This is a genomic window from Pseudomonas sp. FP1740, from assembly GCF_030687165.1.
Taxonomy (GTDB): domain Bacteria; phylum Pseudomonadota; class Gammaproteobacteria; order Pseudomonadales; family Pseudomonadaceae; genus Aquipseudomonas.
Map to the genome: position 1 here is coordinate 5,234,854 of NZ_CP117461.1, position 26,118 is coordinate 5,260,971.

24 protein-coding genes and 1 tRNA gene are annotated in these 26,118 nt (G+C 59.6%); 15 read left to right on the top strand and 10 right to left on the bottom strand.

Annotated features, from left to right (window positions below; translation table 11 throughout):
• Positions 1-150 precede the first annotated feature (150 nt).
• Positions 151-1,152 carry a type I glyceraldehyde-3-phosphate dehydrogenase gene (gene gap, locus PSH69_RS23425; RefSeq protein WP_018926476.1) on the top strand — a complete coding sequence of 334 codons (1,002 nt, stop codon included), beginning with the start codon at positions 151-153 and terminating at the stop codon, positions 1,150-1,152.
• Between the two features lie 18 nt (positions 1,153-1,170).
• Positions 1,171-1,635 carry a methylglyoxal synthase gene (locus PSH69_RS23430; protein ID WP_018926477.1) on the top strand — a complete coding sequence of 155 codons (465 nt, stop codon included), beginning with the start codon at positions 1,171-1,173 and terminating at the stop codon, positions 1,633-1,635.
• Positions 1,636-1,782: 147 nt separating this feature from the next.
• Here the strand turns inward: PSH69_RS23430 and PSH69_RS23435 are convergent, their stop codons facing one another.
• Positions 1,783-2,145, bottom strand: a complete 363-nt coding sequence (locus PSH69_RS23435; RefSeq protein WP_096480962.1) for a DUF6124 family protein — start codon at positions 2,143-2,145, stop codon at positions 1,783-1,785.
• 469 nt (positions 2,146-2,614) lie between these two features.
• On the opposite strand from PSH69_RS23435, the gene PSH69_RS23440 reads away from it, so the two are divergent.
• The 13 genes from PSH69_RS23440 (at position 2,615) to PSH69_RS23500 (ending at position 18,849) form a co-directional block, all read left to right on the top strand.
• Positions 2,615-3,946, top strand: coding sequence for a CoA transferase (locus tag PSH69_RS23440; protein WP_305409973.1), 1,332 nt, complete (start codon positions 2,615-2,617; stop codon positions 3,944-3,946).
• A gap of 450 nt (positions 3,947-4,396) precedes the next feature.
• A complete protein-coding gene (gene arcD / locus PSH69_RS23445; RefSeq protein WP_230175473.1) occupies positions 4,397-5,824 on the top strand; it encodes an arginine-ornithine antiporter in 1,428 nt (475 codons plus the stop codon).
• A gap of 51 nt (positions 5,825-5,875) precedes the next feature.
• On the top strand, positions 5,876-7,132 hold the full coding sequence (gene arcA, locus PSH69_RS23450) for an arginine deiminase (RefSeq protein WP_305409974.1): 1,257 nt from the start codon (positions 5,876-5,878) through the stop codon (positions 7,130-7,132).
• Between the two features lie 69 nt (positions 7,133-7,201).
• On the top strand, positions 7,202-8,212 hold the full coding sequence (locus tag PSH69_RS23455; RefSeq protein WP_064616373.1) for an ornithine carbamoyltransferase: 1,011 nt from the start codon (positions 7,202-7,204) through the stop codon (positions 8,210-8,212).
• Between the two features lie 96 nt (positions 8,213-8,308).
• The gene (gene arcC, locus PSH69_RS23460; RefSeq protein ID WP_305409975.1) at positions 8,309-9,238 is read left to right on the top strand and encodes a carbamate kinase; all 930 of its coding nucleotides are present in this window, start codon (positions 8,309-8,311) and stop codon (positions 9,236-9,238) included.
• 64 nt (positions 9,239-9,302) lie between these two features.
• Positions 9,303-9,665, top strand: a complete 363-nt coding sequence (locus tag PSH69_RS23465; RefSeq protein WP_105346561.1) for a DUF5064 family protein — start codon at positions 9,303-9,305, stop codon at positions 9,663-9,665.
• A 207-nt stretch (positions 9,666-9,872) separates the two neighbouring features.
• Positions 9,873-11,381, top strand: a complete 1,509-nt coding sequence (locus tag PSH69_RS23470; protein ID WP_105346565.1) for a sigma-54-dependent transcriptional regulator — start codon at positions 9,873-9,875, stop codon at positions 11,379-11,381.
• Between the two features lie 341 nt (positions 11,382-11,722).
• Positions 11,723-12,097 (top strand): glycine cleavage system protein GcvH, encoded by a 375-nt coding sequence (gcvH, locus tag PSH69_RS23475; protein ID WP_018926486.1) that lies wholly within the window; start codon positions 11,723-11,725, stop codon positions 12,095-12,097.
• An 11-nt stretch (positions 12,098-12,108) separates the two neighbouring features.
• Positions 12,109-14,961, top strand: a complete 2,853-nt coding sequence (gene gcvP / locus PSH69_RS23480) for an aminomethyl-transferring glycine dehydrogenase (protein WP_305409976.1) — start codon at positions 12,109-12,111, stop codon at positions 14,959-14,961.
• Positions 14,962-15,123: 162 nt separating this feature from the next.
• A complete protein-coding gene (locus PSH69_RS23485) occupies positions 15,124-16,500 on the top strand; it encodes an L-serine ammonia-lyase (RefSeq protein ID WP_253416463.1) in 1,377 nt (458 codons plus the stop codon).
• A 33-nt stretch (positions 16,501-16,533) separates the two neighbouring features.
• A complete protein-coding gene (gcvT, locus tag PSH69_RS23490) occupies positions 16,534-17,658 on the top strand; it encodes a glycine cleavage system aminomethyltransferase GcvT (protein WP_305409977.1) in 1,125 nt (374 codons plus the stop codon).
• Positions 17,659-18,051: 393 nt separating this feature from the next.
• The gene (locus tag PSH69_RS23495; RefSeq protein WP_007934683.1) at positions 18,052-18,264 is read left to right on the top strand and encodes a cold-shock protein; all 213 of its coding nucleotides are present in this window, start codon (positions 18,052-18,054) and stop codon (positions 18,262-18,264) included.
• A 96-nt stretch (positions 18,265-18,360) separates the two neighbouring features.
• Entirely contained in the window at positions 18,361-18,849 is a 489-nt protein-coding gene (locus PSH69_RS23500) for an RDD family protein (RefSeq protein WP_305409978.1), read from the top strand.
• 61 nt (positions 18,850-18,910) lie between these two features.
• Here PSH69_RS23500 and nadA read toward each other — a convergent pair whose 3' ends face one another.
• The 9 genes from nadA to tolR form a co-directional block, all read right to left on the bottom strand.
• Positions 18,911-19,969, bottom strand: a complete 1,059-nt coding sequence (gene nadA / locus PSH69_RS23505; RefSeq protein ID WP_305409979.1) for a quinolinate synthase NadA — start codon at positions 19,967-19,969, stop codon at positions 18,911-18,913.
• A 262-nt stretch (positions 19,970-20,231) separates the two neighbouring features.
• A tRNA-Lys gene (locus tag PSH69_RS23510) sits at positions 20,232-20,307 on the bottom strand.
• Between the two features lie 63 nt (positions 20,308-20,370).
• Positions 20,371-21,063 carry a 7-cyano-7-deazaguanine synthase QueC gene (gene queC / locus PSH69_RS23515; protein WP_019581478.1) on the bottom strand — a complete coding sequence of 231 codons (693 nt, stop codon included), beginning with the start codon at positions 21,061-21,063 and terminating at the stop codon, positions 20,371-20,373.
• A 1-nt stretch (position 21,064) separates the two neighbouring features.
• Entirely contained in the window at positions 21,065-21,712 is a 648-nt protein-coding gene (gene queE, locus PSH69_RS23520; protein WP_018926493.1) for a 7-carboxy-7-deazaguanine synthase QueE, read from the bottom strand.
• Between the two features lie 166 nt (positions 21,713-21,878).
• On the bottom strand, positions 21,879-22,718 hold the full coding sequence (gene ybgF / locus PSH69_RS23525) for a tol-pal system protein YbgF (RefSeq protein ID WP_026331869.1): 840 nt from the start codon (positions 22,716-22,718) through the stop codon (positions 21,879-21,881).
• A gap of 6 nt (positions 22,719-22,724) precedes the next feature.
• Positions 22,725-23,222 (bottom strand): peptidoglycan-associated lipoprotein Pal, encoded by a 498-nt coding sequence (gene pal, locus PSH69_RS23530; RefSeq protein ID WP_003178634.1) that lies wholly within the window; start codon positions 23,220-23,222, stop codon positions 22,725-22,727.
• Positions 23,223-23,274: 52 nt separating this feature from the next.
• A complete protein-coding gene (tolB, locus tag PSH69_RS23535; RefSeq protein ID WP_018926495.1) occupies positions 23,275-24,543 on the bottom strand; it encodes a Tol-Pal system beta propeller repeat protein TolB in 1,269 nt (422 codons plus the stop codon).
• 29 nt (positions 24,544-24,572) lie between these two features.
• On the bottom strand, positions 24,573-25,652 hold the full coding sequence (tolA, locus tag PSH69_RS23540; RefSeq protein WP_018926496.1) for a cell envelope integrity protein TolA: 1,080 nt from the start codon (positions 25,650-25,652) through the stop codon (positions 24,573-24,575).
• Positions 25,652-26,104: a protein TolR gene (tolR, locus tag PSH69_RS23545; RefSeq protein WP_169342487.1), complete on the bottom strand. Its 453-nt coding sequence runs from the start codon at positions 26,102-26,104 to the stop codon at positions 25,652-25,654. The genes tolA and tolR overlap by 1 nt, the downstream gene beginning before the upstream one ends.
• Positions 26,105-26,118 lie beyond the last annotated feature (14 nt).

Sequence of the window (26,118 nt, forward strand, 5' to 3'; positions counted from 1 at the left end):
GATGACAGACGGCTTTCTTGATCATTCGGACCAGTTGATTCAGGTCACTCGTTGTAGATAAAACAAAATATTGCCACTAAAAAGGCTTGTTTTCTATTTTTTTGCGAATAATCTTGTAATTCCAACAACAAAACGACGGCGGCGCTGTAAATGACTCTTCGAATCGCAATCAATGGTTTTGGCCGTATCGGCCGTAATGTCCTGCGCGCACTGTATACCCAAGGCTATCGTCAGGATCTGCAGATCGTGGCAATCAATGACTTGGGCGACAGCTCGATGAATGCTCACCTGCTCAAGTACGACACCGTTCACGGCACATTCGATGCCGATGTCCAGCACGATCAGGAAAGCCTGACCGTCAACGGCGACCGTATTTCGGTCAGCGCCATTCGCAACCCGGCCGAACTGCCCTGGGCCGCGGAGAAGGTCGACGTCGTGTTCGAATGCACCGGTCTGTTCACCGACCGTGCCAAAGCCGCCGCCCATATTACGGCCGGCGCGCGCAAAGTGATCATCTCGGCCCCGGCCAAAGGCGCCGACGCCACTGTGGTTTATGGGGTTAACCACGACATTCTGCGCCAGTCGCACCAGATCATCTCCAACGCCTCGTGCACCACCAACTGCCTCGCCCCGGTGGCCCAGGTGCTGCACCGCGAGCTGGGCATCGAAAGCGGTCTGATGACCACCATCCATGCCTACACCAACGACCAGAACCTGACCGACGTCTACCACACCGACCCGTACCGCGCCCGTTCCGCCACCCAGAACATGATCCCGAGCAAGACCGGCGCCGCTGAAGCGGTGGGCCTGGTGCTGCCGGACCTGGCGGGCAAACTGACTGGCATGGCGGTGCGTGTTCCGGTGATCAACGTGTCGCTGGTGGACCTGACCGTGCAGCTCAAGCGCGAAGCGTCGGCCGATGAAGTCAACGCATTGCTCAAACAAGCCAGCCAGCACTCGAAGATTCTCGGCTACAACGCCCTGCCGCTGGTATCCAGCGACTTCAACCACAACCCACTGTCGTCGATCTTCGACGCCAACCACACCAAGTCCAGCGGCAAGCTGCTCAAAGTGCTGGCCTGGTACGACAATGAGTGGGGCTTCTCCAACCGCATGCTCGATAACTGCCTGGCGCTCTGCAACGCAGAGTAAACCGTGGAGCAGCAACCGATGATCGGTATCAGCTTTACGCAAAAGACCATGGCAGCGCGCAAGCGTATCGCCCTGGTCGCCCATGACCACTGCAAAGTGTTTTTGCTGGACTGGGCCGAGCGACAGAAAGACAAACTCGCGCAGCATGAACTGATCGCCACCGGCACCACGGGGTTGTTGTTGCAACAACGCCTCGGCCTGCCGGTAGAAAGCATGATCAGCGGTCCACTGGGCGGCGACCAGCAACTCGGCGCGCAAATCGCCGAGCAACGGGTCGACATGTTGGTGTTTTTCTGGGACCCGTTCGAACCGCAACCCCACGACCCGGACATCAAGGCATTACTGCGGGTCGCGGCGGTGTGGAACATCCCTGTGGCCTGCAACGAATGCAGCGCCGACTACCTGCTCAGCAGCCCGTTGATGGATCAGGCTCACGAACACCGCATCCCGGATTACGCGACCTATCTGCAGGGGCGCGGGTAAAGCGCTGGCATAAATCCTCTGTGACAACAGGCTCGCTCCCACAGGGCAATACACATCCCTGTGGGAGCGGGCTTGCCCGCGAAGGCGTCAAGTCAGCCAACTCAAATTCTGAACTCAGCCAACAGCCCTCCCCCCGGCCACTGGGAATTACTCAGTCGGCACCACCTTATCCAGCACCTGATTCACAGCCAGTTCAGCCAACATCACCACCTGCGCGATACCCAGCAGGGTTTTGCGGTGGGTGCCTTCCAGCAAGGCCGCGAAGTCGTTGAGCATGACGGTGGCCGAGCCCAGGGTTTCGCTGGCGTTGACCAGCATCGGCTCGGTGGCGGCCGCCGGGTTGGCCAGGTACAGCTTGTTGGGTTGGTAGGGTGTGGCCATGACCGTGGCCGCCGGGTTGAGGTAATGGTCGAGGGCGCGCTCGGCGGCTTCGTTGAGTTTTCTGGAATCGGGGGATTCGTAGGGGGAGACCGGATCGGTGACCGGTGGGTTAGGCGTAGGCTTTATCATTTTCAGGTTCCAAAATAATGCTGGAACCTCTTCTCTGCTAAAAGAAGGGGTGACAGCTGAACGCAGGTTAGCAGACCGGGGAACCTAAGGAAGCCGGCGCGCCGAAGCGCCCTGCGTACAGCCGCCATCAAATGCAGGCATGGAGCCTGACTGATAGTGCGCGTACGACCTTAGGTTAACCACGGGCTGCTAAACCCGATCACTGGGAATCAGTGATGCGAATCAAGTTACCGACCGGCCCCAAGGCGCACAAGCCGGCGGATTCTGGCGCAGGCGTAGGCAACGGCGCAAGGTTTCGTGGGCTTTAGGACGTAACACAGGGTGTCGTTAAACATTCATTCTGGATCGTGTGTATTGGCGCTCGGAAATCGATGAATACCCTGACAGATCGGTCTTGCTCCCACAGGATTTCATCTGGCCGAGCCGTCTTTTTGAACTATGCTCGGGCTCTCGCTCCGGAGGGCCTTCGATGACTGATTTACTCACGTCCATTCAAGCCGCACTCGGCTTGCCTCACATCCCAATCCCGTTCACCTCGAGCGGCGCCCTGCCCTCGGCGTTTGCCGTGACCGATCTGGCCTGCGCCAGCATTGCCGCCGCCGGCCAGGCCGCCAGCGAACTGCTGCATCAACAAACCGGTCGCTTGCCCAGCCTTGAAGTCGACCGCCGCCTGGCGTCGTTCTGGTTCGCCACCTCGATCCGCCCCATGGGCTGGAGCGTCCCGCCATTGTGGGATCCGGTCGCCGGCGACTACGCGACCAAGGACGGCTGGATCCGCCTGCACACCAACGCGCCCCATCACCGCGCCGCTGCTGAATCAGTGCTCGGCGCCTGTGCCGACCGCACAGCGATGGCGAGCAAAGTGGCTCAGTGGGCCAAGAGCGATCTGGAACAGGCGGTGGTCGAGGCCGGTGGTTGCGCCGCCGAGATGCGCAGCTGGAAGCAATGGCAAGCTCACCCCCAAGGTCGGGCCGTGAACGCCGAGCCGTTGATTCAGTTCAGCGTCGATGGCAACCAAACCGCCAAACCGTGGCAAGGCTCGGTGGCGCAACCGCTGGCCGGAATCAAGGTACTGGACCTCACGCGAGTGCTCGCCGGCCCGATCGCCAGCCGCTTCCTCGCCGGGCTCGGCGCCGACGTGCTGCGCATCGACCCACCGACCTGGAACGAACCGGGCGTGGTGCCAGAAGTCACCCTGGGCAAACGCTGTGCGCGCCTGGATCTGCACGACAAAGCCGATCGCGCGGTGTTCGAAAGCCTGCTCAAGGACGCCGACATCCTGCTCCACGGCTACCGCGCCGACGCCTTGGAATGCCTGGGTTACGGCATCGCCCAACGCCAGGCACTGGCCCCCGGCCTGATCGATGTTTGCCTCAACGCTTACGGCTGGAACGGCCCCTGGCAAAACCGCCGCGGCTTCGACAGCCTGGTGCAGATGAGCAGCGGGATTGCCGACGCGGGCATGCACTGGAAGAAGGCGGATAAACCGACACCGCTGCCGGTCCAGGCCCTTGATCACGCCACCGGGTATTTAATGGCGGCCAGTGCGATCAAGCTATTGGGGCACGGAGGCTCTGCACGGTTGTCGCTGGCACGAACGGCGAAGTTGTTGATCGAGCATGGCGCCGGAACCAACGAGCCGTTGCGCGCAGAGGATGACCACGATCAAGGGATGTTGATTGAGCAAACGCCGTGGGGACCGGCCCATCGGTTACAGGTGCCGTTGAAGATCACCGGGACGCCACTGCAGTGGGCGCTGCCAGCCGGGGAATTGGGTGCCCATCGCGCGCAGTGGTGGTGATCATCAGATAGCTTTCGCGGGTAAGCCTCGCTCCTACAGATGTATGCCGATCCAATGTGGGAGTGGGCTTGCCCGCGACGAGGCCCGAACAGTCACCGCAAACACTGTCATGTAGTTATTTTTAACTAAACAGATAAAACGAAATAACGTTTATTCATTAATTCCAGTACCGCGCACCAGATAAATCAAATCTGTCATATAAAACAGTTATCAGAAAATTGGCGAAACCGCAGAAACACACTAATTTCAAAACCCAAGCAATACCGCTTACACCCACCTGACTTACCCCCCTCTGGAACAGAGCTTCCCCGGCAAAACCGCGATGTCCGAGAAAGATACATAAGTCTTTCATTAACAATGGAATGTGCCCATGCACTGATCTATGTCAGCTGATTGAACAGCCAGCAGAACTACTCTGTTGTCTCTCTTCTCCTGCACTGGAGTCATGCTATGTCTGAATCCCCCGGAAAACTGAAACTCGGTGCGCTCGTTGCTTTAGTGGTCGGTTCGATGATTGGTGGCGGAATCTTCTCTTTGCCCCAGAACATGGCCGCCAGTGCTGATGTCGGTGCTGTTCTTATTGGTTGGGTAATTACCGCAGTGGGCATGTTGACCCTCGCTTTCGTCTTCCAGACCCTGGCCAATCGCAAGCCTGAGCTGGATGGTGGTGTTTATGCCTACGCCAAGGCCGGTTTCGGCGACTACATGGGTTTCTCGTCTGCCTGGGGATACTGGATCAGTGCCTGGCTGGGCAATGTGGGTTACTTCGTTCTGTTGTTCAGCACCCTCGGTTATTTCTTTCCGATCTTCGGCGAAGGCAACACCGTTGCTGCCGTCATCGGCGCCTCGCTGCTGCTTTGGGCGGTGCACTTTCTGGTTTTACGGGGAATCAAGGAAGCGGCGTTCATCAACCTGGTGACCACCGTCGCCAAGGTCGTACCGCTACTGTTGTTCGTATTGATCGCATTGTTCGCCTTCAAACTGGAGATCTTCACCGCCGACATTTGGGGCATCAAAAACCCTGACCTGGGCAATGTGATGAACCAGGTGCGCAACATGATGCTGGTCACTGTGTGGGTGTTCATCGGCATCGAAGGCGCGAGCATTTTCTCGGCCCGTGCCGAAGTACGCAGCGATGTGGGTAAAGCCACCGTCATCGGGTTCATCACCGTGCTGTTGTTCCTGATGCTGGTGAACGTGTTGTCCCTGGGGATCATGACCCAACCCGCGCTGGCGAAACTGCAGAACCCGTCGATGGCCGCGGTGCTGGAACATGTGGTCGGTCATTGGGGCGCGGTGCTGATCAGCGTCGGCCTGATCATTTCCTTGCTCGGGGCGCTGCTGTCGTGGGTGCTGCTGTGCGCGGAGATCATGTTCGCCGCCGCCAAGGACCACACCATGCCGGCGTTTTTGCGCCGGGAAAACGCCAACCAGGTACCGGCCAACGCGCTGTGGCTGACCAACGCGATGGTGCAGCTGTTCCTGATCATCACACTGTTTTCGGCCAGCACTTACCTGTCGCTGATCTACCTCGCCACCTCGATGATTCTGGTGCCGTACCTGTGGTCGGCGGCTTATGCCGTGCTGCTGGCGGTACGCGGCGAGAGCTATGAAAACGCCCTGGCCGAACGCAGAAAAGATTTGATCGTCGGTGGCATCGCGTTGATCTACGCGATCTGGCTGCTGTACGCCGGCGGCGTCAAATACCTGCTGCTCTCCGCCCTGCTGTATGCCCCCGGTGCGATCCTGTTCGCCAAGGCCAAACTTGAAGTCGACAAACCGGTTTTCACTAACGTCGAGAAGCTGATTTTCGCCGCCGTCGTCGTAGGCGCCCTGGTGGCGGCCTATGGGCTGTATGCCGGCTTTCTGACCCTTTAGCACTGTAATGAAAAGCAGCACCTGAATGTTTTGATCTGGAGGAACACGGTAATGACCACGGAAAAAGTTAAGTACGGCGTCCATTCCGAAGCCGGCAAACTGCGCAAAGTCATGGTTTGCTCCCCCGGCCTGGCCCACCAGCGGCTGACCCCGAACAACTGCGACGAACTGCTGTTCGATGATGTGCTGTGGGTCGCCCAGGCCAAGCGCGACCACTTCGATTTCGTCACCAAAATGCGCGAGCGTGGTGTCGACGTGCTGGAAATGCACAACCTGCTGACCGACATCGTCGCCATCCCTGAAGCGCTGGACTGGATTCTGGAACGCAAGATCACCGCCAATTCGGTCGGCCTCGGCCTGGTCCATGAAGTGGGGGCCTGGTTGCGTAGCCTGGAGCCACGCAAGATCGCCGAGTTCCTCATCGGCGGGGTTTCCGCCGATGACCTGCCGGACAGTTTCGGTGGCAAGACCATTCAGATGTTCCGCGACTTCCTCGGTCATTCCAGCTTCATTCTGCCGCCGCTGCCCAACACCCAGTTCACCCGCGACACCACGTGCTGGATCTATGGCGGCGTGACCCTGAACCCGATGCACTGGCCGGCGCGCCGTCAGGAAACCCTGCTGGCCACCGCCATTTACAAATTCCACCCGCAGTTCACCCACGCCGACTTCCAGATCTGGTACGGCGACCCCGACCAGGACCACGGCAACGCCACCCTTGAGGGCGGTGACGTGATGCCGATCGGCAACGGCGTGGTGTTGATCGGCATGGGCGAGCGCTCGTCCCGCCAGGCCATCGGCCAATTGGCGGTCAACCTGTTCAAGAACAAAGCGGTGGAACGCGTCATCGTCGCCGGCCTGCCGAAATCCCGCGCGGCGATGCACCTGGACACCGTGTTCAGCTTCTGCGACCGCGACCTGGTGACGATTTTCCCGGAAGTGGTGAAGCAGATCGTCGCCTTCAGCCTGCGCCCCGATGAAAGCAAACCGGGCGGCATCGACGTGCGCCGTGAAGAAACCAGCTTCCTCGACACCGTGGCCAAGGCCCTCAACCTCAAGGCGCTGCGTGTCGTCGAAACCGGCGGTAACGCCTTCGCCGCCGAACGCGAGCAATGGGACGACGGCAACAACGTGGTGGCGCTGGAGCCAGGCGTGGTCATCGGCTACGACCGCAACACCTACACCAACACCTTGCTGCGCAAGGCCGGCGTCGAGGTCATCACCATCAGCGCCAGTGAGCTCGGGCGCGGGCGTGGCGGTGGCCACTGCATGACCTGCCCGATCATTCGCGACCCTATCGATTATTAACTTTCGAGCCTTGGCCGATGCTTATCCAGCACGGCCGAGGGGATAACCGACACCCAAGGAGATCCAATCATGGCTTTCAACATGCGCAACCGCAGCCTGCTCTCGCTGATGCACCACACCACTCGCGAACTGCACTACCTGCTGGACCTGTCCCGCGACCTCAAGCGCGCCAAATACACCGGCACCGAGCGTCCGCACCTGCAAGGCAAGAACATCGCGCTGATCTTCGAAAAAACCTCGACCCGCACCCGGTGCGCCTTCGAAGTCGCGGCCCATGACCAGGGCGCCCACGTCACCTACATCGATCCGGTGTCGTCGCAGATCGGCCACAAGGAAAGCATGAAGGACACCGCCCGCGTGCTGGGGCGGATGTTCGACGCCATCGAGTACCGTGGCTTCGAACAGGAAATCGTCGAAGAGCTGGCCAAGTTCGCCGGCGTACCGGTGTTCAACGGCCTGACCGCTGAATTCCACCCGACGCAAATGATCGCCGATACCCTGACCATGCGCGAACACAGCGACAAACCGCTGCACGACATCAGCTACGCCTACCTCGGCGATGCGCGCTACAACATGGGTAATTCATTGCTGATGATCGGCGCCAAACTCGGCATGGACGTGCGCATCGCCGCACCGAAAGCGCTGTGGCCGCATCAGGACTTCATCGATCAGTGCAAAGCCTTCGCCGAAGAGAGCGGCGCGCGCATCACCATCACCGAAGACCCGAAAGCCGCGGTCAAGGGCGTGGACTTCATCCACACTGACATCTGGGTGTCGATGGGTGAGCCGGTGGAAGCGTGGGACGAGCGCATCGAGCAACTGCTGCCGTACCAGGTCAACGCCGACATGATGAAGGCCTCGGGCAACCCGCGCGTGAAGTTCATGCACTGCCTGCCGGCGTTCCACAACAGCGAAACCAAGGTCGGCAAGGACATCGCCGCACGCTATCCGCACCTGGCCAACGGCGTCGAAGTGACTGAAGAAGTCTTCGAATCGCCGGCCAACATCGCCTTCGAGCAAGCGGAAAACCGTATGCACACCATCAAGGCTATTCTGGTGTCGGCGCTGGCGGATGTCTGACGGCTGAACACTTGCTCATGATCGTTCCCACGGTCCCCGTGGGGGACGATCATTAGGGAGATCAGATTGCCCGCCCCTATTTAGAAGGACTGCACTATGCGTATCGTCATTGCTCTGGGCGGTAACGCCCTGCTCCGCCGGGGTGAGCCCATGACCGCGGACAACCAGCGCGCGAACATCCGGATCGCCACCGAACAGATCGCCAAGATTCATCCCGGCAACCAACTGGTGATCGCCCACGGCAATGGTCCGCAAATCGGTCTGTTGTCGCTGCAAGCGGCGGCCTACAGCCAGGTTTCGCCTTACCCGCTGGACGTACTCGGCGCCGAAACCGACGGCATGATCGGCTACATCATCGAACAGGAACTGGGCAACCTGCTGGACTTCGAAGTGCCCTTCGCCACCCTGCTGACCCAGGTCGAAGTCGACCCCAACGACCCGGCGTTCCAGGCCCCCAGCAAACCGATCGGCCCGGTCTACTCCAAGGCCGACGCCGAGAAACTCGCCGCCGAGAAGGGCTGGGCCATCGCCCCGGACGGCGACAAGTTCCGGCGCGTGGTCGCCAGCCCGAAACCCAAACGCATCTTCGAAATCCGCCCGATCAAGTGGCTGCTGGAAAAAGGCAGCATCGTGATCTGCGCCGGCGGTGGCGGCATCCCGACGATCTACGATGCCAACGGCAAGCTGCAGGGCGTGGAAGCGGTGATCGACAAAGACCTGTGCTCGGCGCTATTGGCCGAACAGCTGGAAAGCGATCTGTTGGTGATCGCCACCGACGTCAGCGCGGCATACATCGATTTCGGCAAGCCCACCCAGAAAGCCATTGCCCAGGCTCACCCCGATGAAATGGACAAACTCGGCTTCGCGGCCGGTTCCATGGGACCAAAGGTCCAGGCGGCCTGCGAGTTCGCTCGCCATACTGGCAAAGTCGCGGTGATCGGTACACTCTCGGACATCGAAGCGATCGTCCAGGGCAAGGCCGGGACCCGTATCAGCACAGCGACGCCTGGCATCAGTTATCAATAGAAAGAAACTCCAGGGGCAGGCGTGTGGTCTGCCCTGATTCAATGCCTTTGAAGGAGAGACGCCAATGGCTACGTTCGAACCCGGACACCTGCACATCGAGCGCCATGCGCTGAACAAGGACGATTACAGCTACAACCTGCACATCGAATACAAAATTGCTCAGGATCCCAAGGAAGGCCAAGGCATGCTCTTCACGCTGCGTGGTTCGGTCGAGGGCAAGGAACTGAAGAATGAAGAGTTTTATCTGCCCAAGGACCAGGCCTTCGACTTTGCCCGCCACGCCACGCGCATCGCGCAAAAGTACGGCCTACCCAAGACCGCCAGCATCGGCGCCATGCACAAGTACTACGACGAGATGTTTGAAAACGTGCGGGCACAGCTCGACGTCAAGTCCGGCGACCCGGTCAAACCTGAACACCTGGGATAAAACGGTGAACGCTGAACCTGTGGGAGCGGGCTTGCTCGCGAAAGCGGTCTGACAGCCAACATCGACAGTGACTGACACTCCGCTTTCGCGAGCAAGCCCGCTCCCACGGGGGTTCGATATAGCCCTCAAATCCTGCGCCAGATTTCACCATTTGGCCCGCCCCAAGGCATACTTGCCACCCTCCGCACTCCAGAACCCAACCGCCCCATGCGCATCCACGTCAGTTTCATCGACCGCGTCGGTATCACCCAGGAAGTCCTGGCCCTGCTCGGTGGGCGCAATCTCAATCTGGATGCGGTGGAAATGGTGCCACCCAACGTCTACATCGACGCCCCGACCTTGAGCCCGGCCGTGCTCGAAGAACTGCGCGATGCGCTGTTCAACGTGCGTGGCGTGCAAGCGGTGACGGTGGTCGACATCCTTCCCGGCCAGCGCCGTCACTTGCAGCTCGATGCGCTGCTCGCGGCCATGACCGACCCGGTGCTGGCTCTGGACAGTGCCGGCAAGGTGCTGCTGGCCAACCCGGCACTGATTGCCCTGTACGGTCGCGAACCGGCGGGCGAAAGCATCAGCGAGCTGTTTGCCGACCCGACGCTGCTCGACACCTTGCTGGAAAATGGCTTCCGCCTGCCGCTGCGCGAGATCACCGTCAACGGTCAAACCCTGCTGCTGGACGCCACGCCGATCACCGACGCCGGCGCCCTGCTGACCCTGTATCAACCGAACCGCATCGGCGAACGCCTCTCGGCGTTGCACCACGACCACGCCGAAGGTTTCGATGCCCTGCTCGGCGAATCTCCTGCCATTCGTACGCTCAAGGCCCGCGCCCAACGCGTCGCAGCCCTCGATGCACCGTTGCTGATCCAGGGTGAAACCGGCACCGGCAAAGAACTGGTGGCCCGCGCCTGCCACGCCATCAGCGCCCGCCACAGTTCGCCGTTCCTGGCCCTGAACTGCGCGGCACTGCCGGAAAACCTCGCCGAAAGCGAACTGTTCGGCTACGCCCCCGGCGCCTTCACCGGGGCGCAGCGGGGCGGCAAGCCGGGGCTGATGGAATTGGCCAACCAGGGCACGGTATTTCTCGACGAGATCGGTGAGATGTCGCCGTACTTGCAGGCAAAGTTGCTGCGGTTCCTCAACGACGGCAGCTTCCGTCGGGTCGGTGGCGATCGCGAAGTGAAGGTCAACGTGCGGATCCTCAGCGCGACCCATCGCGACCTGGAAAAAATGGTCAGCGAAGGCACTTTCCGCGAAGACCTGTTCTATCGCCTCAACGTGCTGAATGTCGAAGTCCCGCCCCTGCGCGAGCGCGGCCAGGACATTCTGCTGCTGGCGCGCTACTTCATGCAGCAGGCCTGCGCGCAGATCCAGCGCCCTATCTGTCGCCTGGCCCCCGGCACCTACCCGGCGCTGCTGGACAACCGCTGGCCGGGCAACGTGCGGCAATTGCAGAACGTGATCTTCCGCGCCGCGGCGATTTGCGAGAGCAGCCTGGTGGACATCGGCGATCTCGATATCGCCGGCACTTCTGTTGCGCGCCAGAGCGATACCGAGGTCGACAGCCTCGAACAGGCCATGGAAGCGTTCGAGAAAGATCTGCTGGAAAAGCTCTACGTCAGCTACCCCTCGACCCGCCAATTGGCCAGCCGCCTGCAAACCTCCCACACCGCGATCGCCCATCGGTTGCGTAAGTACGGCATACCCAACAAACCTTAAAGCATCACCCGCTCCCAGGTACTGCATTGCCTTCAAAACGTGATTCAAAAACGACCTCCATCTGTACTGAAAGCGCTACAGTGGAACGATATCGCTACAACCTCTCTTGATCGCCGCTGTGCAAGGCTTTGATCCACTTCAGCTTTTTTCTTCAGTCCGGGCTGTAGCGATTTCGCTACAGCCAATCCATTCCAGTCATCCGCAAAAACTAGTAACTAGTTGATTTATAAAGAATAAAAAACATTGGCCGTGTTTTTGCTTAGTAACCACCCATAAAGCAGGGCTTTTGCCCGAGCATTCAATGCGTCCACCAGACGAGTCTGGCCCCCTTAGGAGTTTCCATGAGCGAGTTGCGTTTTACTGAAGATCACGAATGGCTGCGCACCGAAGCTGACGGCACCGTCACGGTCGGCATCACCGCTTTCGCGCAGAACGCCCTGGGCGACGTGGTTTTCGTACAACTGCCTGAGCTGCAGTCCTACGATAAAGGCGCAGAAGCCGCCACCGTGGAATCGGTAAAAGCCGCCAGCGGCGTGTACATGCCGCTGGACGGAGAAGTGGTCGAGACCAACCCGGCCCTCGATAGCAGTCCTGAACTGGTCAACGAAGATCCGCTGGGCGAAGGCTGGTTCTTCCGCTTCAAGCCCACCGACGCCTCGGCTGTCGGCCAATTGCTGGATCAAGACGCGTACGACCGTCTGATTGCCCAAGCCTGAGGAGCGCCGACATGACTCAAGTCAATCTGACGACCGCCAACGAATTCATCACCCGCCACATTGGCCCGCGTGCAGGCGACGAGCAAGCCATGCTCAACAGCCTCGGTTTCGACTCCCTGGAAGCCCTGAGCGCCAGCGTGATTCCCGACAGCATCAAAGGCACCAGCGTCCTCGGCCTTGAAGACGGCCTGAGCGAAGCCGATGCCCTGGCGTTGATCAAATCCATCGCCGGCAAAAACCAGCTGTTCAAGACCTACATCGGCCAGGGTTACTACGGCACTCACACACCGTCGCCGATCCTGCGCAACCTGCTGGAAAATCCGGCCTGGTACACCGCCTACACCCCATACCAGCCAGAAATTTCCCAGGGCCGTCTCGAAGCGCTGTTGAACTTCCAGACCCTGATCAGCGACCTGACCGGCCTGCCGATCGCCAACGCTTCCCTGCTCGACGAAGCCACCGCCGCTGCCGAAGCCATGACCTTCTGCAAACGCCTGAGCAAGAACAAAGGCAGCCACGCCTTCTTCGCCTCCGTTCATTGCCACCCGCAAACCCTCGACGTGTTGCGCACCCGTGCCGAGCCTCTGGGCATCAACGTTGTGGTGGGCGACGAGCGTGAACTGACCGACGTGTCCCCGTTCTTCGGCGCCCTGCTGCAATACCCGGCCAGCAACGGTGACGTGTTCGACTACCGCGAACTGACCGAGCGCTTCCACGCGGCGAATGCGCTGGTCGCGGTTGCCGCTGACCTGCTGGCCCTGACCGTGCTGACCCCGCCGGGCGAGTTCGGCGCCGACGTGGCCATCGGCAGCGCGCAACGCTTCGGCGTTCCGCTGGGCTTCGGTGGCCCGCACGCGGCGTACTTCTCCACCAAGGATGCGTTCAAGCGCGACATGCCGGGCCGTCTGGTCGGCGTTTCCGTGGACCGTTTCGGCAAGCCGGCCCTGCGCCTGGCCATGCAGACCCGCGAGCAACACATCCGTCGCGAGAAAGCCACCAGCAACATCTGCACCGCCCAGGTGCTGTTGGCCAACATCGCCAGCATGTACGCCGTGTACCACGGCCCGAAAGGCCTGACGCAGATCGCCAATCGCATTCATCACCTGACCGCGATCCTCGCCAAAGGCTTGAGCGCACTGGGCCTGAGCGTCGAGCAAGCCAGTTTCTTCGACACCTTGACGATCAAAACCGGCGCGCAAACGGCTGCCCTGCACGACAAGGCTCATGCGCAGAAGATCAACCTGCGCGTGGTCGATGCTGAGCGTCTGGGTCTGTCCCTCGACGAAACAAGCAGCCAGGCTGACGTCGAAACCCTGTGGAGCCTGCTGGCCGACGGCGAGGCGCTGCCGGACTTCGCTGCATTGGCCTCCTCGGTCCAAAGCACCCTCCCGGCCGCACTGGTTCGCCAATCGCCAATCCTCAGCCACCCGGTGTTCAACCGTTATCACTCCGAAACCGAGCTGATGCGCTACCTGCGCAAACTGGCGGACAAGGACCTGGCCCTGGATCGCACCATGATCCCGCTGGGTTCCTGCACCATGAAACTCAACGCCGCCAGCGAAATGATCCCGGTGACCTGGGCTGAATTCGGTGCCCTGCACCCGTTCGCTCCGGCCGAGCAAAGCGCCGGCTATCAGCAACTGACCGATGAACTGGAAGCGATGCTCTGCGCCGCCACCGGTTACGACTCGATCTCCCTGCAACCGAACGCCGGTTCCCAGGGTGAATACGCCGGTCTGTTGGCGATTCGTGCCTACCACCAGAGCCGTGGCGAAGACCGTCGCGACATCTGCCTGATCCCGTCGTCCGCCCACGGCACCAACCCGGCCACCGCGAACATGGCCGGCATGCGTGTGGTTGTGACCGCGTGCGATGCCCGCGGCAACGTCGACATCGAAGACCTGCGCGCCAAGGCCATCGAGCACCGCGAACACCTCGCCGCGCTGATGATCACCTACCCGTCGACCCACGGCGTGTTCGAAGAAGGCATCCGTGAAATCTGCGGCATCATTCACGACAACGGCGGCCAGGTGTATATCGATGGCGCGAACATGAACGCCATGGTCGGCCTCTGCGCACCGGGCAAGTTCGGCGGCGACGTATCGCACCTGAACCTGCACAAAACCTTCTGCATCCCACACGGCGGTGGCGGCCCGGGCGTCGGCCCGATTGGCGTCAAGTCGCACCTGACGCCGTTCCTGCCGGGCCACGCCCAGATGGAGCGCAAGGAAGGCGCGGTCTGCGCGGCACCGTTCGGCAGTGCGAGCATTCTGCCGATCACCTGGATGTACATTCGTATGATGGGTGGCGCCGGCCTCAAGCGCGCTTCGCAATTGGCGATCCTGAATGCCAACTACATTTCCCGTCGCCTCGAAGAGCACTATCCAGTGCTGTACACCGGCAGCAACGGTCTGGTGGCGCACGAATGCATCCTCGACCTGCGTCCGCTGAAAGACAGCAGCGGCATCAGCGTCGATGACGTCGCCAAGCGCCTGATCGATTTCGGCTTCCACGCCCCGACCATGTCGTTCCCGGTGGCCGGCACGTTGATGATCGAGCCGACCGAAAGCGAATCCAAGGAAGAACTGGACCGCTTCTGCGACGCCATGATCCGCATCCGCGAAGAAATCCGCGCGGTGGAAAACGGCACGCTGGACAAGGATGACAACCCGCTGAAAAACGCCCCGCACACCGCTGCGGAAATCGTCGGCGAGTGGACTCACCCGTACAGCCGCGAGCAAGCCGTTTACCCGGTAGCGTCGCTGATCGAAGCCAAGTACTGGCCACCGGTCGGTCGCGTCGACAACGTGTTTGGCGATCGCAACCTGGTCTGCGCCTGCCCGTCGATCGAAAGCTACGCTTAAACCTGTACAACAATGATCGTTCCCACGCTCTGCGTGGGAACGCCTCTCGGGACGCTCCGCGTCCGCTTTGTGACGCAGAGCGTCACGGGCTGCATTCCCACGCGGGAGCATGGGAACGATCGATCTGTGTCGATCCTCATAACAAGAAACCGGAGAACAACCATGTCGTTAAGCGTGTTCGACCTGTTCAAAATTGGTATCGGCCCCTCCAGCTCCCACACCGTCGGCCCGATGCGTGCCGCTGCGCGCTTCGCCGAAGGTCTGCGCCGTGAAGGGCTGCTATCGGCAACTACCTGCGTCAAAGTCGAGCTCTACGGCTCGCTCGGCGCCACCGGCAAAGGCCACGGCAGTGACAAGGCCGTATTGCTGGGCCTGGAAGGCGAACACCCGGACACCGTGGACACCGAAACCGTCACCGCCCGCCTGCAAGAGATTCGCAGCAGCGGTCGCTTGAACCTGCTCGGTGAACACAGCATCGCGTTCAACGAGAAAGAACACCTGGCAATGATTCGCAAACCGTTGGCCTATCACCCCAACGGCATGATCTTTCGCGCATTCGACGCGGCCGGCCTGCAAGTGCGCAGCCGCGAGTACTACTCGGTCGGCGGTGGCTTCGTGGTCGATGAAGACGCGGCCGGCGCCGACCGCATCGTTGAAGACGCCACACCGCTGACCTTCCCGTTCAAAAGCGCCAAGGACCTGCTTGGTCACTGCAGCACCTACGGTTTATCGATCAGTCAGGTGATGCTGACCAACGAAAGCGCCTGGCGCCCGGAAGCGGAAACCCGCGCCGGCCTGCTGAAGATCTGGCAAGTGATGCAAGACTGCGTCGCCGCCGGTTGCCGCAACGAAGGCATTCTGCCCGGTGGGCTGAAGGTCAAACGTCGGGCGGCGGCGCTGCATCGGCAACTGTGCAAAAACCCGGAATCGTCGCTGCGCGATCCACTGTCGGTGCTGGACTGGGTCAACCTGTACGCCCTGGCGGTCAACGAAGAAAACGCCAACGGCGGACGCGTGGTCACTGCGCCCACTAATGGTGCAGCCGGCATTGTCCCGGCGGTGCTGCATTACTACATGCGTTTCATCCCCGGCGCCAACGAAGACGGCGTCGTGCGCTTTCTACTGACGGCCGCTGCGATCGGCATCCTGTACAAGGAAAATGCCTCGATCTCCGGCGCCGAAGTCGGCTGCCAAGGTGAGGTCGGCGTTGCCTGTTCCATGGCCGCCGGCGCCTTGTGCGAAGTACTCGGCGGTACGGTGCAGCAGGTGGAAAACGCGGCCGAAATCGGCATGGAACACAACCTCGGCCTGACCTGCGATCCGATTGGCGGGCTGGTGCAAGTACCTTGCATCGAACGCAACGCCATGGGTTCGGTCAAGGCCATCAATGCGGTGCGCATGGCCCTGCGCGGCGACGGTCAGCACTTCGTCTCCCTCGACAAGGTCATCCGCACCATGCGCCAGACCGGCGCCGACATGAAAAGCAAATACAAGGAAACCGCCCGTGGCGGTTTGGCGGTCAACATTATCGAGTGCTGATGCGCGCATCTGCACTATTTTCAGGAGCTGGATATGTCCACCGAACAACTATTGAAGACCCCGTTACACACACTGCACCTCGAACTCGGCGCCCGCATGGTGCCTTTCGCCGGCTATGACATGCCGGTGCAATACCCGTTGGGCGTGATGAAAGAACACCAGCACACCCGTGATCAGGCCGGGCTGTTCGATGTGTCGCACATGGGCCAGATCCGCCTGACCGGCGCCAACGCCGCCAAAGCCCTGGAAACCCTGGTGCCGGTGGACATCATCGACCTGCCGGAGGGCATGCAGCGCTACGCGATGTTCACCAACGAGACCGGTGGCATCCTCGACGACCTGATGGTCGCCAACCTCGGTAACGACGAATTGTTCCTGGTGGTCAACGCCGCCTGCAAGGACCAGGACCTGGCGCACCTGCGCAAGCACATCGGCGACCAGTGCACCATTGAACCGCTGTTCGAAGAGCGTGCCCTGCTCGCTCTGCAAGGCCCGGCCGCCGTCACCGTGCTCGCACGCCTGGCACCGGAAGTTGCGAAGATGACCTTCATGCAGTTCACCCGCGTGAAACTGTTGGGCGTGGACTGCTTTGTCAGCCGTTCGGGCTACACCGGTGAAGACGGTTACGAAATCTCCGTACCGGCGGCCAACGCTGAAGCGCTGGCTCGCGCCCTGCTGGCCGAACCGGAAGTCGCGGCCATCGGCCTCGGCGCCCGCGATTCCCTGCGCCTGGAAGCCGGTCTGTGCCTGTACGGCCACGACATGAACACTGAAACCACGCCGATCGAAGCAAGCCTGCTGTGGGCCATCTCCAAGCCTCGACGTGCCGATGGTGCGCGGGCCGGCGGTTTCCCTGGCGCCGAAACCGTGTTCGCCCAACAGCAAACCGGTGTCAGCCGCAAGCGCGTTGGCCTGCTGCCGCAGGAACGTACACCGGTGCGTGAAGGTGCAGAGATCGTCAACGAAGCTGGCGAAATCATCGGCAGCGTTTGTAGCGGCGGCTTCGGTCCGACCTTGGGCGGTCCTTTGGCCATGGGTTACCTCGACAGCGCTTATACCGTTTTGGAAACGCCAGTTTGGGCCATTGTGCGTGGGAAAAAGGTGCCTTTGCTTGTAAGCAAAATGCCATTTGTTCCACAACGCTACTATCGTGGCTGATTGACTGTTTCTATAAGTAACGCGGTTGCGTTAACAGTGCACTAATCTGTAACGCAACCGCCATAAAATAGTGCATACGTTTCGTTTATGAACGTTACTTATAACAATCGAAAAGCAATGAACAACTCGATCGAATAAGCCCGCACTAGTGACCACTCTAATTGCCATCAACCTGAGGAAATCCGGGCCTTCGCGGGGCTTGTTTTTTCTCCCGTAGTTGGCGTAGAGTTTGATCACTGTGTTTGCATGGGTCGCTTGGAAATCGTGACCTGGGCAGTAGCCTACAAGTTAGCTACATCCCGTTCGACGTCTTCTTACTCTCCTGCAACCAGCCCCAGTACTCTTTCACGAGAAGGAGACTGTCATTCATTTTTGCGTCAAAGGAAATAAGAAATGTCCCAACGTCAGAGCGGTACCGTCAAGTGGTTTAACGACGAGAAAGGTTTTGGTTTTATCACTCCAGAAAGCGGTCCGGATCTGTTCGTGCATTTCCGCGCTATTCAGGGCAACGGCTTCAAGAGCCTGAAAGAAGGCCAGAAAGTGACGTTCGTTGCTGTGCAAGGCCAGAAAGGCATGCAGGCTGACGAAGTACAAGCAGAAGGCTAATCTTCTGTTACGAAAAAGCCCCTGATGCTGACATCAGGGGCTTTTTTGTGCGCGCAAATCCGTAAAATGGCTTCTTTTTTCCGTTCAGAGGCAGCCATGTCGAAACACCTGCTCAACCCCCAAGGCGACTTTCCCGCCGCAGGCCTGGGTCGTCGCCTGGCAGCGATGTTCTACGACTTCCTGCTGTGCACCGCGCTGCTGATCGTCACCAGCGGCATTTACAAGATGATCCAGATGGCGTTCATCGGCGAAGACCGGATGCGCACCCTGACCGAGGCCGGCGCCCTGGACGGTGACCCACTGCTGTCGACGGTTCTGCTGTTCGTGCTGTTCGGCTTCTTCGCCAAGTTCTGGACCTGGTCGGGCCAGACCCTGGGCATGCAGGTGTGGTGCATCCGCGTACAAAACGCCGACGGCTCATCCATCAGCCTGTGGCAGGCGCTGCTGCGCTTTGTGGTGTCGATCGCGTCCTGGTTATGCCTCGGGCTGGGGTTCTTCTGGTCGCTGTTCGACAAACAGAAGCGCAGCTGGCACGACATCTATTCCAACACCCAGTTGGTGCGGATTCCGAAGAAGACCAAATAATCCTCAGATGCAAAAACGCCCCGATCAAACCGGGGCGCTTTTTTGGCTCACTGCCAACGAATCAGGCGTTACCCGCCAGCTTCATCCGCGCCGCCTGCGTGAAATCGAGCATGCGCTTCAACGGCCGAATCGCCTGCGGAATCAACGCCGGGTCGACAAAGATCTCATTGGTGCCCTCACGCAAGCTCTTCAGCGTGCGCTCAAGGGTGTTCATCGCCATCCACGGGCAATGCGCACAACTGCGGCAAGCCGCGCCATTACCAGCCGTTGGCGCTTCGATAAAGACCTTGTCCGGGCACAACTGCTGCATCTTGTAGAAGATGCCGCGGTCGGTGGCAACGATCAGGGTCTTGTTCGGCAGGCTTTGCGCAGCAGCGATCAGCTGACTGGTGGAACCCACCGCATCGGCCAATTCGATCACGGCGGTCGGCGACTCCGGATGCACCAGAATGGCCGCGTCCGGGTACAGCGCTTTCATGTCTTCGAGCTGCTTGGCCTTGAACTCTTCGTGAACGATGCAGGCGCCGTCCCACAGCAGCATGTCGGCGCCGGTCTGGCGCTGGATGTAAGTGCCCAGGTGCTTGTCCGGGCCCCAGATAATGGTTTCGCCGTTATCCATCAGGCTTTCGACGATTTCCAGCGCGCAACTGGAAGTCACCACCCAATCCGCCCGGGCTTTGACTGCCGCCGAGGTGTTGGCATACACCACCACCGTGCGTTCCGGGTGCTGATCGCAGAACGCCGAGAACTCGTCCACCGGGCAACCCAGGTCCAGCGAGCAGGTCGCTTCCAGGGTCGGCATCAGCACACGTTTTTCAGGGTTGAGGATCTTGGCGGTTTCGCCCATGAATTTCACACCGGCGACCACTACGGTCTTGGCCGGGTGAGCATTGCCGAAGCGGGCCATCTCCAGAGAGTCGGAGACGCAGCCACCGGTTTCTTCGGCCAGGGCCTGAATGACCGGATCGCAATAGAAGTGTGCAACCAGCACCGCGTCCTGAGCTTTGAGCTCGGCTGCGATGGCTGTGCGGTAATAAGCCTCTTCCTCGGCCGTCAGCGGCTTGGGCTGCTTGGCGTCGAGGTGGGCTTGAACCAGAAGGCGTTCGGAAATCTGCGTCATGTTCGCAAGACCTGCAGGCGCTTTCGCGCGAAAGTCGAGTATACACCCGGCTCCGGACCCTTCGGGGTACCGCCGGGAGAGTGAGTATTCATCAGGCACGGACAGCGTTGAAGCTGCGCAAGGCTACAGAATATCCGGCGGATGCAAAAGATGATTCTGACCTGCGTCACTCGGTGCGATCCCGGACCAGGACAACCTCAAATCGCGGGCAAAAAAAAACCCGGAAATCCTCACTTACGTGGGCCTTCCAGATTTTTTAAAATGGTGGGTCGTGTGGGATTCGAACCTACGACCAATTGGTTAAAAGCCAACTGCTCTACCAACTGAGCTAACGACCCGCTGTGTGGTGGCGCGTATAATACTGATTTTTAAGGACTATTCAACACCTAATTTGAAATAAATCAAAAATAAGGTGTCGGGTCGCTGATTCCGGCCGCCGCAAAGCCTTCTGCACGCAGACGGCAGCTGTCGCATTTACCGCAAGCACGGCCGTTATCGTCCGCCTGATAGCAGGAAACGGTCAGCCCGTAATCGACGCCAAGCTTCACGCCCGCCTGAACGATCTGCGCCTTGCTCAGGTTCTGCAGGGGCGCCTGGATACGGAAGCCATTCCCTTCTACACCGGCCTTGGTCGCCAGATTAGCCATGCGCTCGAAGGCCTCGATGAACTCGGGACGGCAATCCGGGTAACCGGAATAATCCACCGCGTTTACACCGATAAAGATGTCACGCGCACCCAGCACTTCGGCCCAACCCAACGCCAGGGACAGAAACACCGTGTTGCGCGCCGGCACATAGGTCACCGGAATGCCTTCGCTCGGCGCCTCCGGTACGTCGATGGAACTGTCGGTCAGGGCCGAGCCGCCGATACCGTTCAGGTTCAGGCCGATCACCTTGTGCTCGACCACACCCAAGTCGCGGGCAACACGCTCGGCGGCTTGCAGTTCGGCACGGTGGCGCTGACCGTAATCGAAGCTCATGGTGTAGCAGCTATAGCCTTCGGCACGGGCCATGGCCACGACCGTCGCCGAGTCAAGGCCGCCGGACAGCAGGATGACCGCACGTTTTTCAGCAGTGTTCAGTTGTTCAGTCATTTCAGCGCCCCGGCTCGTCATTCCAAAGATATTTATGCAGCTGCAATTGCAGACGCACAGGCAGATTGTCCGCCACCACCCAGTCCGCCAGATCACGTGCATTCAGGTCATGGTGGCTCGGCGAGAACAGGACTTCGCCGGCACGCTCGTTCAAACCGTATTGAATCAGCTTGGACACGGCCCAGTCATAGTCTTCCCGCGAGCAGATGACAAACTTCACCTGATCGTTGGGCGTGAGCAGTTCTATGTTCTCGTAGCGGTTGCGGTGGGCTTCTTTCGAACCCGGGGTTTTCAGGTCGACGACGCGACTGACCCGTGGATCGACCGCCGAGATGTCCAGCGCGCCGCTGGTTTCCAGCGACACTTCGTAACCGGCGTCACACAACTGCTTGAGCAAGGGAATGGCATTGGGTTGCGCCAGGGGCTCACCGCCCGTGACACAGACGTAACGCGGGCGAAAACCGGCCACTTGCTCGAGGATGTCGTCGAGCGTGCGGAGGGTGCCGCCAGTGAACGCGTAGGCGCTGTCGCAGTATTGGCAACGCAATGGGCAACCGGTCAGGCGCACAAAAACAGTGGGCAGCCCGGCAGTCCGCGTTTCACCCTGCAACGAGTAGAAAACTTCGGTGATTCTCAATGTGTCTTGCATAGTCGCCACGGGCGTAACAGCTAAACAGGCTGTCCGCCTCCGTCAGGCACTTCAAGGAACCCCGCCAACGCGCAGATCCCAAAAAGCGTGTTTCATAAAAAGGGCATGAATTCTAACGAAAAAACCCGCGACAAGCGCGGGTTTCTTCAAAACGGGCTAAACAGGCTTACATGCGCTGCAAGTCCCGTTGCGCCAGCTGAGCGGCGGAAGTGCCCGGATACTGGGACACGACCTGTTGCAGAATGCCTTTGACCCGGTCGGTATGACCGAGACGACGCTCTACATCAGCGAGCTTGTACAGCGAATCAGGCACTTTGGGGTGCTTGGGGTACAACTGCGAAACCTTGGCAAATGCCTGACCTGCACCTTGCAGATCGCCTTTGGCCAGGTTCACTTCACCCAACCAGTACTGGGCGTTGCCCGCGTATTGGCTGTTCGGGTATTTGCGCAGGAATGCGGCGAAAGCCTGGCTGGCCTTGTCGAAATCCTTGGCTTTGATCAGGTCGAAGGCTGCATCGTAATACAGTTTTTCCTTCGCCGGGTCAGCCGGTTCGCCACCCGCGGCCGGGGCTTGAGCGGCAGCCGCTCCCGCACCTGCTCCGGCTGCTGCACCGGGGGCATTCAAATTGCCACCGGTGGAAGAATTATCAGGAGTCGCGGCTGGTGCAACGCCGGTTCCTATGCGCCGATCAAGATCCTGATACCGCTCCAGGTTCTCTTGCTTCATGCGCGCTACATCATTTTGCAGAACCTCGATGATGCCTTGTTGGCGCGAGATCTGCTCCTGCATCGATTGCAGTTGGTTGAACAGCTCGCCCTGTGCCGAGACAGGGGCCGAAACCCCTCCCCCGGCATAGGCGCCGTTCGTACCGTAACCCGCAGGCGGATAACTGCTCCCGCTATTGTTATAGCCGGAGTTGTCCTCGACCACAGGAACCGCAGCCCACACCGCAAGCGGTGCGAGACTGAGAGCCAAAACAGTTACAGCACGACGGCACGTTCGCATGACGAATTACTTACGCAGTTCGACGCGACGGTTTTGAGCCCAGGACTGCTCGTCGTTGCCGGTAGCAACTGGACGCTCTTCGCCGTAGGAAACCAGTTCCAGCTGAGCTGGGGAAACACCTTGCAGTACCAGGTAGCGCTGAACGGCTTTCGCACGACGCTCGCCCAGTGCCATGTTGTACTCACGAGTACCACGTTCGTCGGTGTTGCCTTCCAGAACAACGCGAGCGCCGTTTGCTTTCAGGTCTTTGGCGTGAACGTCCAGAGCGCGCATGGCTTCTGGCTTCAGGTCCGAGCTGTCGTATTCGAAGTAGAAGGTGGTGATTGCGCGCAGAGCAGCTTCTTCGCTCAGGGAGCCGTCAACTGCACCAGTGTTAGCGCCGTAACCAGCGTTTGGATCTACAGCGCCTTCACCGGCGTTGTCGCCGCCTTTGGACGAGCAACCTACAGCTACAGCCATGGCCAGAGCCAGCGCAGCAAATTTACCAAACTTCAGCATTTCCATCGTGAAACTCCTAATGAACCCCAGTGTGTTAAGTAAAACGTATAGCGCCGCGTCAGTTCAGGTAAGGGGACCAGGACGGTTCTCTGACTTCGCCTTGTGCGGTAGGAAGCGGGAGCCTCACGCGTCCATTAATAGACACGAGCATCAAGACTCCCCGGCCCTGCTGGCGGGTGGCGTAGATTACCATGGTGCCGTTGGGCGCAACAGTAGGAGACTCGTCCAGAGTGCTATCAGTGAGGATCTTTACACTACCGCGCTGCAAATCCTGGGCCGCCACCTTGAAGTTGGTGAAACCGTCCTGGCGGTGAATCATCACCAGGGTCTTTTCATCGGCCGACAGTTTAGGGTTGGCGTTGTAGTTACCAATAAAGGTCACACGTTCCGCACCACCACCGCCTGCGCTGGTTTTATAGATCTGAGGCTTGCCGCCACGGTCAGAGGTGAAGTAGATGGTCGAACCATCCTTACCCCAGAACGGTTCGGTGTTGATGCCAGGACCATTGGTGACACGGGTGATCTGACGCGAACCCAGGTTCATCACGTAGATGTCCGGGTTACCGTCTTTCGACAACACGAATGCCAGGCGATTGCCATCCGGCGACCAGGCTGGCGCGCCATTCAGGCCTTCGAAGTTGGTGATCTGCTCACGGCGACCAGTGTCGATGTTCTGCATGAAAATGCGCGGACGCTTCTGCTCGAACGACACGTAGGCAATGCGCTTGCCATCCGGTGCGAAACGCGGCGACAGGATTGGCTCGCGCGATTGCAGCAGCGTCACGGCACGGGCACCGTCGTAGTCCGAACGTTGCAGTGTGTAGCGAGTGTTCTTCTCGGAGAAACGCTCGGCCGTCACGTACAGCAGACGTGTCGAGAACGCACCTTTGATACCGGTGAGTTTTTCGAACGACTGGTCGGAGATGTAGTGCGCCATGTCGCGCAGTTGATCGACGCCGCCCGACACGCTGCCGGTCAGCACTTGCTGCTCGGTGGCGACGTTGAACAGTGCGTACTGCACCTGCAGGCGACCGCCCGCAGGAACAATGCTGCCGACCATGACGTACTGGGCACCCACCGCCTTGAAGTCACGGTAGATGATTTCGCTCGCCTGGCTTGGCTGGCTGATCATGTTCTGCTTTGGAATCGGCGCGTAGTAACCCGAATTGCGCAGGTCGTTACCGATAATCTCAGCCATGTCGTCCGGCAGCACGCTACCGCCCTGGAAGCCGAAAGGCACAACGGCAATTGGAGTTGCCTGGGAGCTGCCACTGCTGACCAGGATATTTTTTTCATCTGCCGTGGCCAGTCCTGCAAAGCAGAACATGACTACAAGCAGTCCTCGAAGAAGGTTTCTCACAAGGCTAGATCCTCAGGTGTGAATGTCATCTTGAATGAACGATAGGGTGCGAAATCAGCTGGCTTCAGACCCTGCATTTCGGTCAATCGACCAATATTTTTTACAGCCGCGACTGCAGAACTGTCGAACGGCGCGTCACCGCTGGAATGAGCAACCGAAACACCGGAGATCGTTCCGTCAGGGAGCATGTTGATTTGCAGAATCACCTTCATGCCTTTGCGGGCCGACGGTGGCTGCGCCCAACCTTCAGATGCTCGCGAACGAATCAGATCATCAAAGTTGCCCGCGGTTTCATCGCCTTGCTCATCCGCCAAAGCCTGCTGACGCTCGGTCTTATCGGACAGCAAGTCAGCCAGAGCCTGAGCCTTCTTGTCCTCTACCGATTTGCGAGCCGCATCCTGCGCTTTCTTCTTCGCAGCATCGGCAGTCGCTTTCTTCTTCGCGTCTTCGGCGATTTTCTTCTTCGCCTCTTCCGCTTCAGCTTTCTTCTTGGCGTCTTCCGCGGCTTTCTTCTTCGCGTCTTCGACGATCTTTTTCTTCGCTTCTTCAGCGGCCGCTTTCTTGGCCTCTTCTTCAGCAGCTTTTTTGGCTTCTTCTTCGGCTTTCTTCTTGGCTATATCAGCCAATTGTTTCTCTTCGGCCTTTTTGGCTTCGGCGGTCTTCTTCGCTTCGTCGGCTTTCTTGGCTTCATCAGCCTTTTTCGCCTCTTCCGCTTTCTTCGACTCGTCGGCCTTCTTGGCTTCCTCGGCCTTTTGAGCCGCTTCTTCTTTCTTTTGTTCCGCAGCCTTCACCGCTTCCTGCTCGACCTTCTTCTGTTCCATCTGCTCGACTTCGGTCTGACGCGCAGCAGATTTCTGCGCCTCACCCGCGATCTTCTGATTGGTCTGGGTGGTCGCCCGACTTTTCGATTTCAGCTGGTACAGGGTTGCCTGGACAATCGGCTTGGCCGGCGGCAGCTCCGGTGTGAAGGCGAAACTGACGAACAGCATGCCGAACACCAGCACGTGCAAGACAATCGCCCAGACACTAGGCCAGAAGTAGCTTTCCGAGGCGGACGGCTCTCGCAGTTGCTGCATCAGGGCGCCTCGGTAATCAAGCCAACATTACCGACCCCGGCCTTCTGCAACCCGCCCATGGCGCCCATGACGGCGCCATAATCGACGGTTTTGTCGCCACGAATGAACACCTGCGTGCGCTTGCCGTTACCGTTGCCAACGCGAATGATCTTGGTCACGGCGTCGGTCATTTGCGGCAAGGTCATGGCCTTGTCCTGCTGCTTTTCGGTGTCGACTTCGCTGCCAAGGTTCCAGTAGTAGGTCTTGTCAGCCTTGATCGAAATGGTCAGGACCTGAGTGTTGTTGTCCTGCGGCAAGGCTTCGCTGGAAACCTTGGGCAGATCAACTTTCACGCCCTGATTGAGCATCGGCGCGGTCACCATGAAGATGACCAGCAGTACCAGCATCACGTCGATGTAAGGCACCACGTTCATCTCGGCAACCGGCTTGCGCTTTTTGCGAGCTCGAGCGATTAAAGCCATTGGAA

Coding starts and splice junctions, on each gene's coding strand:
- gap (WP_018926476.1), top strand. CDS start 151: ATGACTCTTCGAATCGCAATCAATGGTTTTGGCCGTATCGGCCGTAAT.
- PSH69_RS23430 (WP_018926477.1), top strand. CDS start 1,171: ATGATCGGTATCAGCTTTACGCAAAAGACCATGGCAGCGCGCAAGCGT.
- PSH69_RS23435 (WP_096480962.1), bottom strand. CDS start 2,145: ATGATAAAGCCTACGCCTAACCCACCGGTCACCGATCCGGTCTCCCCC.
- PSH69_RS23440 (WP_305409973.1), top strand. CDS start 2,615: ATGACTGATTTACTCACGTCCATTCAAGCCGCACTCGGCTTGCCTCAC.
- arcD (WP_230175473.1), top strand. CDS start 4,397: ATGTCTGAATCCCCCGGAAAACTGAAACTCGGTGCGCTCGTTGCTTTA.
- arcA (WP_305409974.1), top strand. CDS start 5,876: ATGACCACGGAAAAAGTTAAGTACGGCGTCCATTCCGAAGCCGGCAAA.
- PSH69_RS23455 (WP_064616373.1), top strand. CDS start 7,202: ATGGCTTTCAACATGCGCAACCGCAGCCTGCTCTCGCTGATGCACCAC.
- arcC (WP_305409975.1), top strand. CDS start 8,309: ATGCGTATCGTCATTGCTCTGGGCGGTAACGCCCTGCTCCGCCGGGGT.
- PSH69_RS23465 (WP_105346561.1), top strand. CDS start 9,303: ATGGCTACGTTCGAACCCGGACACCTGCACATCGAGCGCCATGCGCTG.
- PSH69_RS23470 (WP_105346565.1), top strand. CDS start 9,873: ATGCGCATCCACGTCAGTTTCATCGACCGCGTCGGTATCACCCAGGAA.
- gcvH (WP_018926486.1), top strand. CDS start 11,723: ATGAGCGAGTTGCGTTTTACTGAAGATCACGAATGGCTGCGCACCGAA.
- gcvP (WP_305409976.1), top strand. CDS start 12,109: ATGACTCAAGTCAATCTGACGACCGCCAACGAATTCATCACCCGCCAC.
- PSH69_RS23485 (WP_253416463.1), top strand. CDS start 15,124: ATGTCGTTAAGCGTGTTCGACCTGTTCAAAATTGGTATCGGCCCCTCC.
- gcvT (WP_305409977.1), top strand. CDS start 16,534: ATGTCCACCGAACAACTATTGAAGACCCCGTTACACACACTGCACCTC.
- PSH69_RS23495 (WP_007934683.1), top strand. CDS start 18,052: ATGTCCCAACGTCAGAGCGGTACCGTCAAGTGGTTTAACGACGAGAAA.
- PSH69_RS23500 (WP_305409978.1), top strand. CDS start 18,361: ATGTCGAAACACCTGCTCAACCCCCAAGGCGACTTTCCCGCCGCAGGC.
- nadA (WP_305409979.1), bottom strand. CDS start 19,969: ATGACGCAGATTTCCGAACGCCTTCTGGTTCAAGCCCACCTCGACGCC.
- queC (WP_019581478.1), bottom strand. CDS start 21,063: ATGACTGAACAACTGAACACTGCTGAAAAACGTGCGGTCATCCTGCTG.
- queE (WP_018926493.1), bottom strand. CDS start 21,712: ATGCAAGACACATTGAGAATCACCGAAGTTTTCTACTCGTTGCAGGGT.
- ybgF (WP_026331869.1), bottom strand. CDS start 22,718: ATGCGAACGTGCCGTCGTGCTGTAACTGTTTTGGCTCTCAGTCTCGCA.
- pal (WP_003178634.1), bottom strand. CDS start 23,222: ATGGAAATGCTGAAGTTTGGTAAATTTGCTGCGCTGGCTCTGGCCATG.
- tolB (WP_018926495.1), bottom strand. CDS start 24,543: ATGTTCTGCTTTGCAGGACTGGCCACGGCAGATGAAAAAAATATCCTG.
- tolA (WP_018926496.1), bottom strand. CDS start 25,652: ATGCAGCAACTGCGAGAGCCGTCCGCCTCGGAAAGCTACTTCTGGCCT.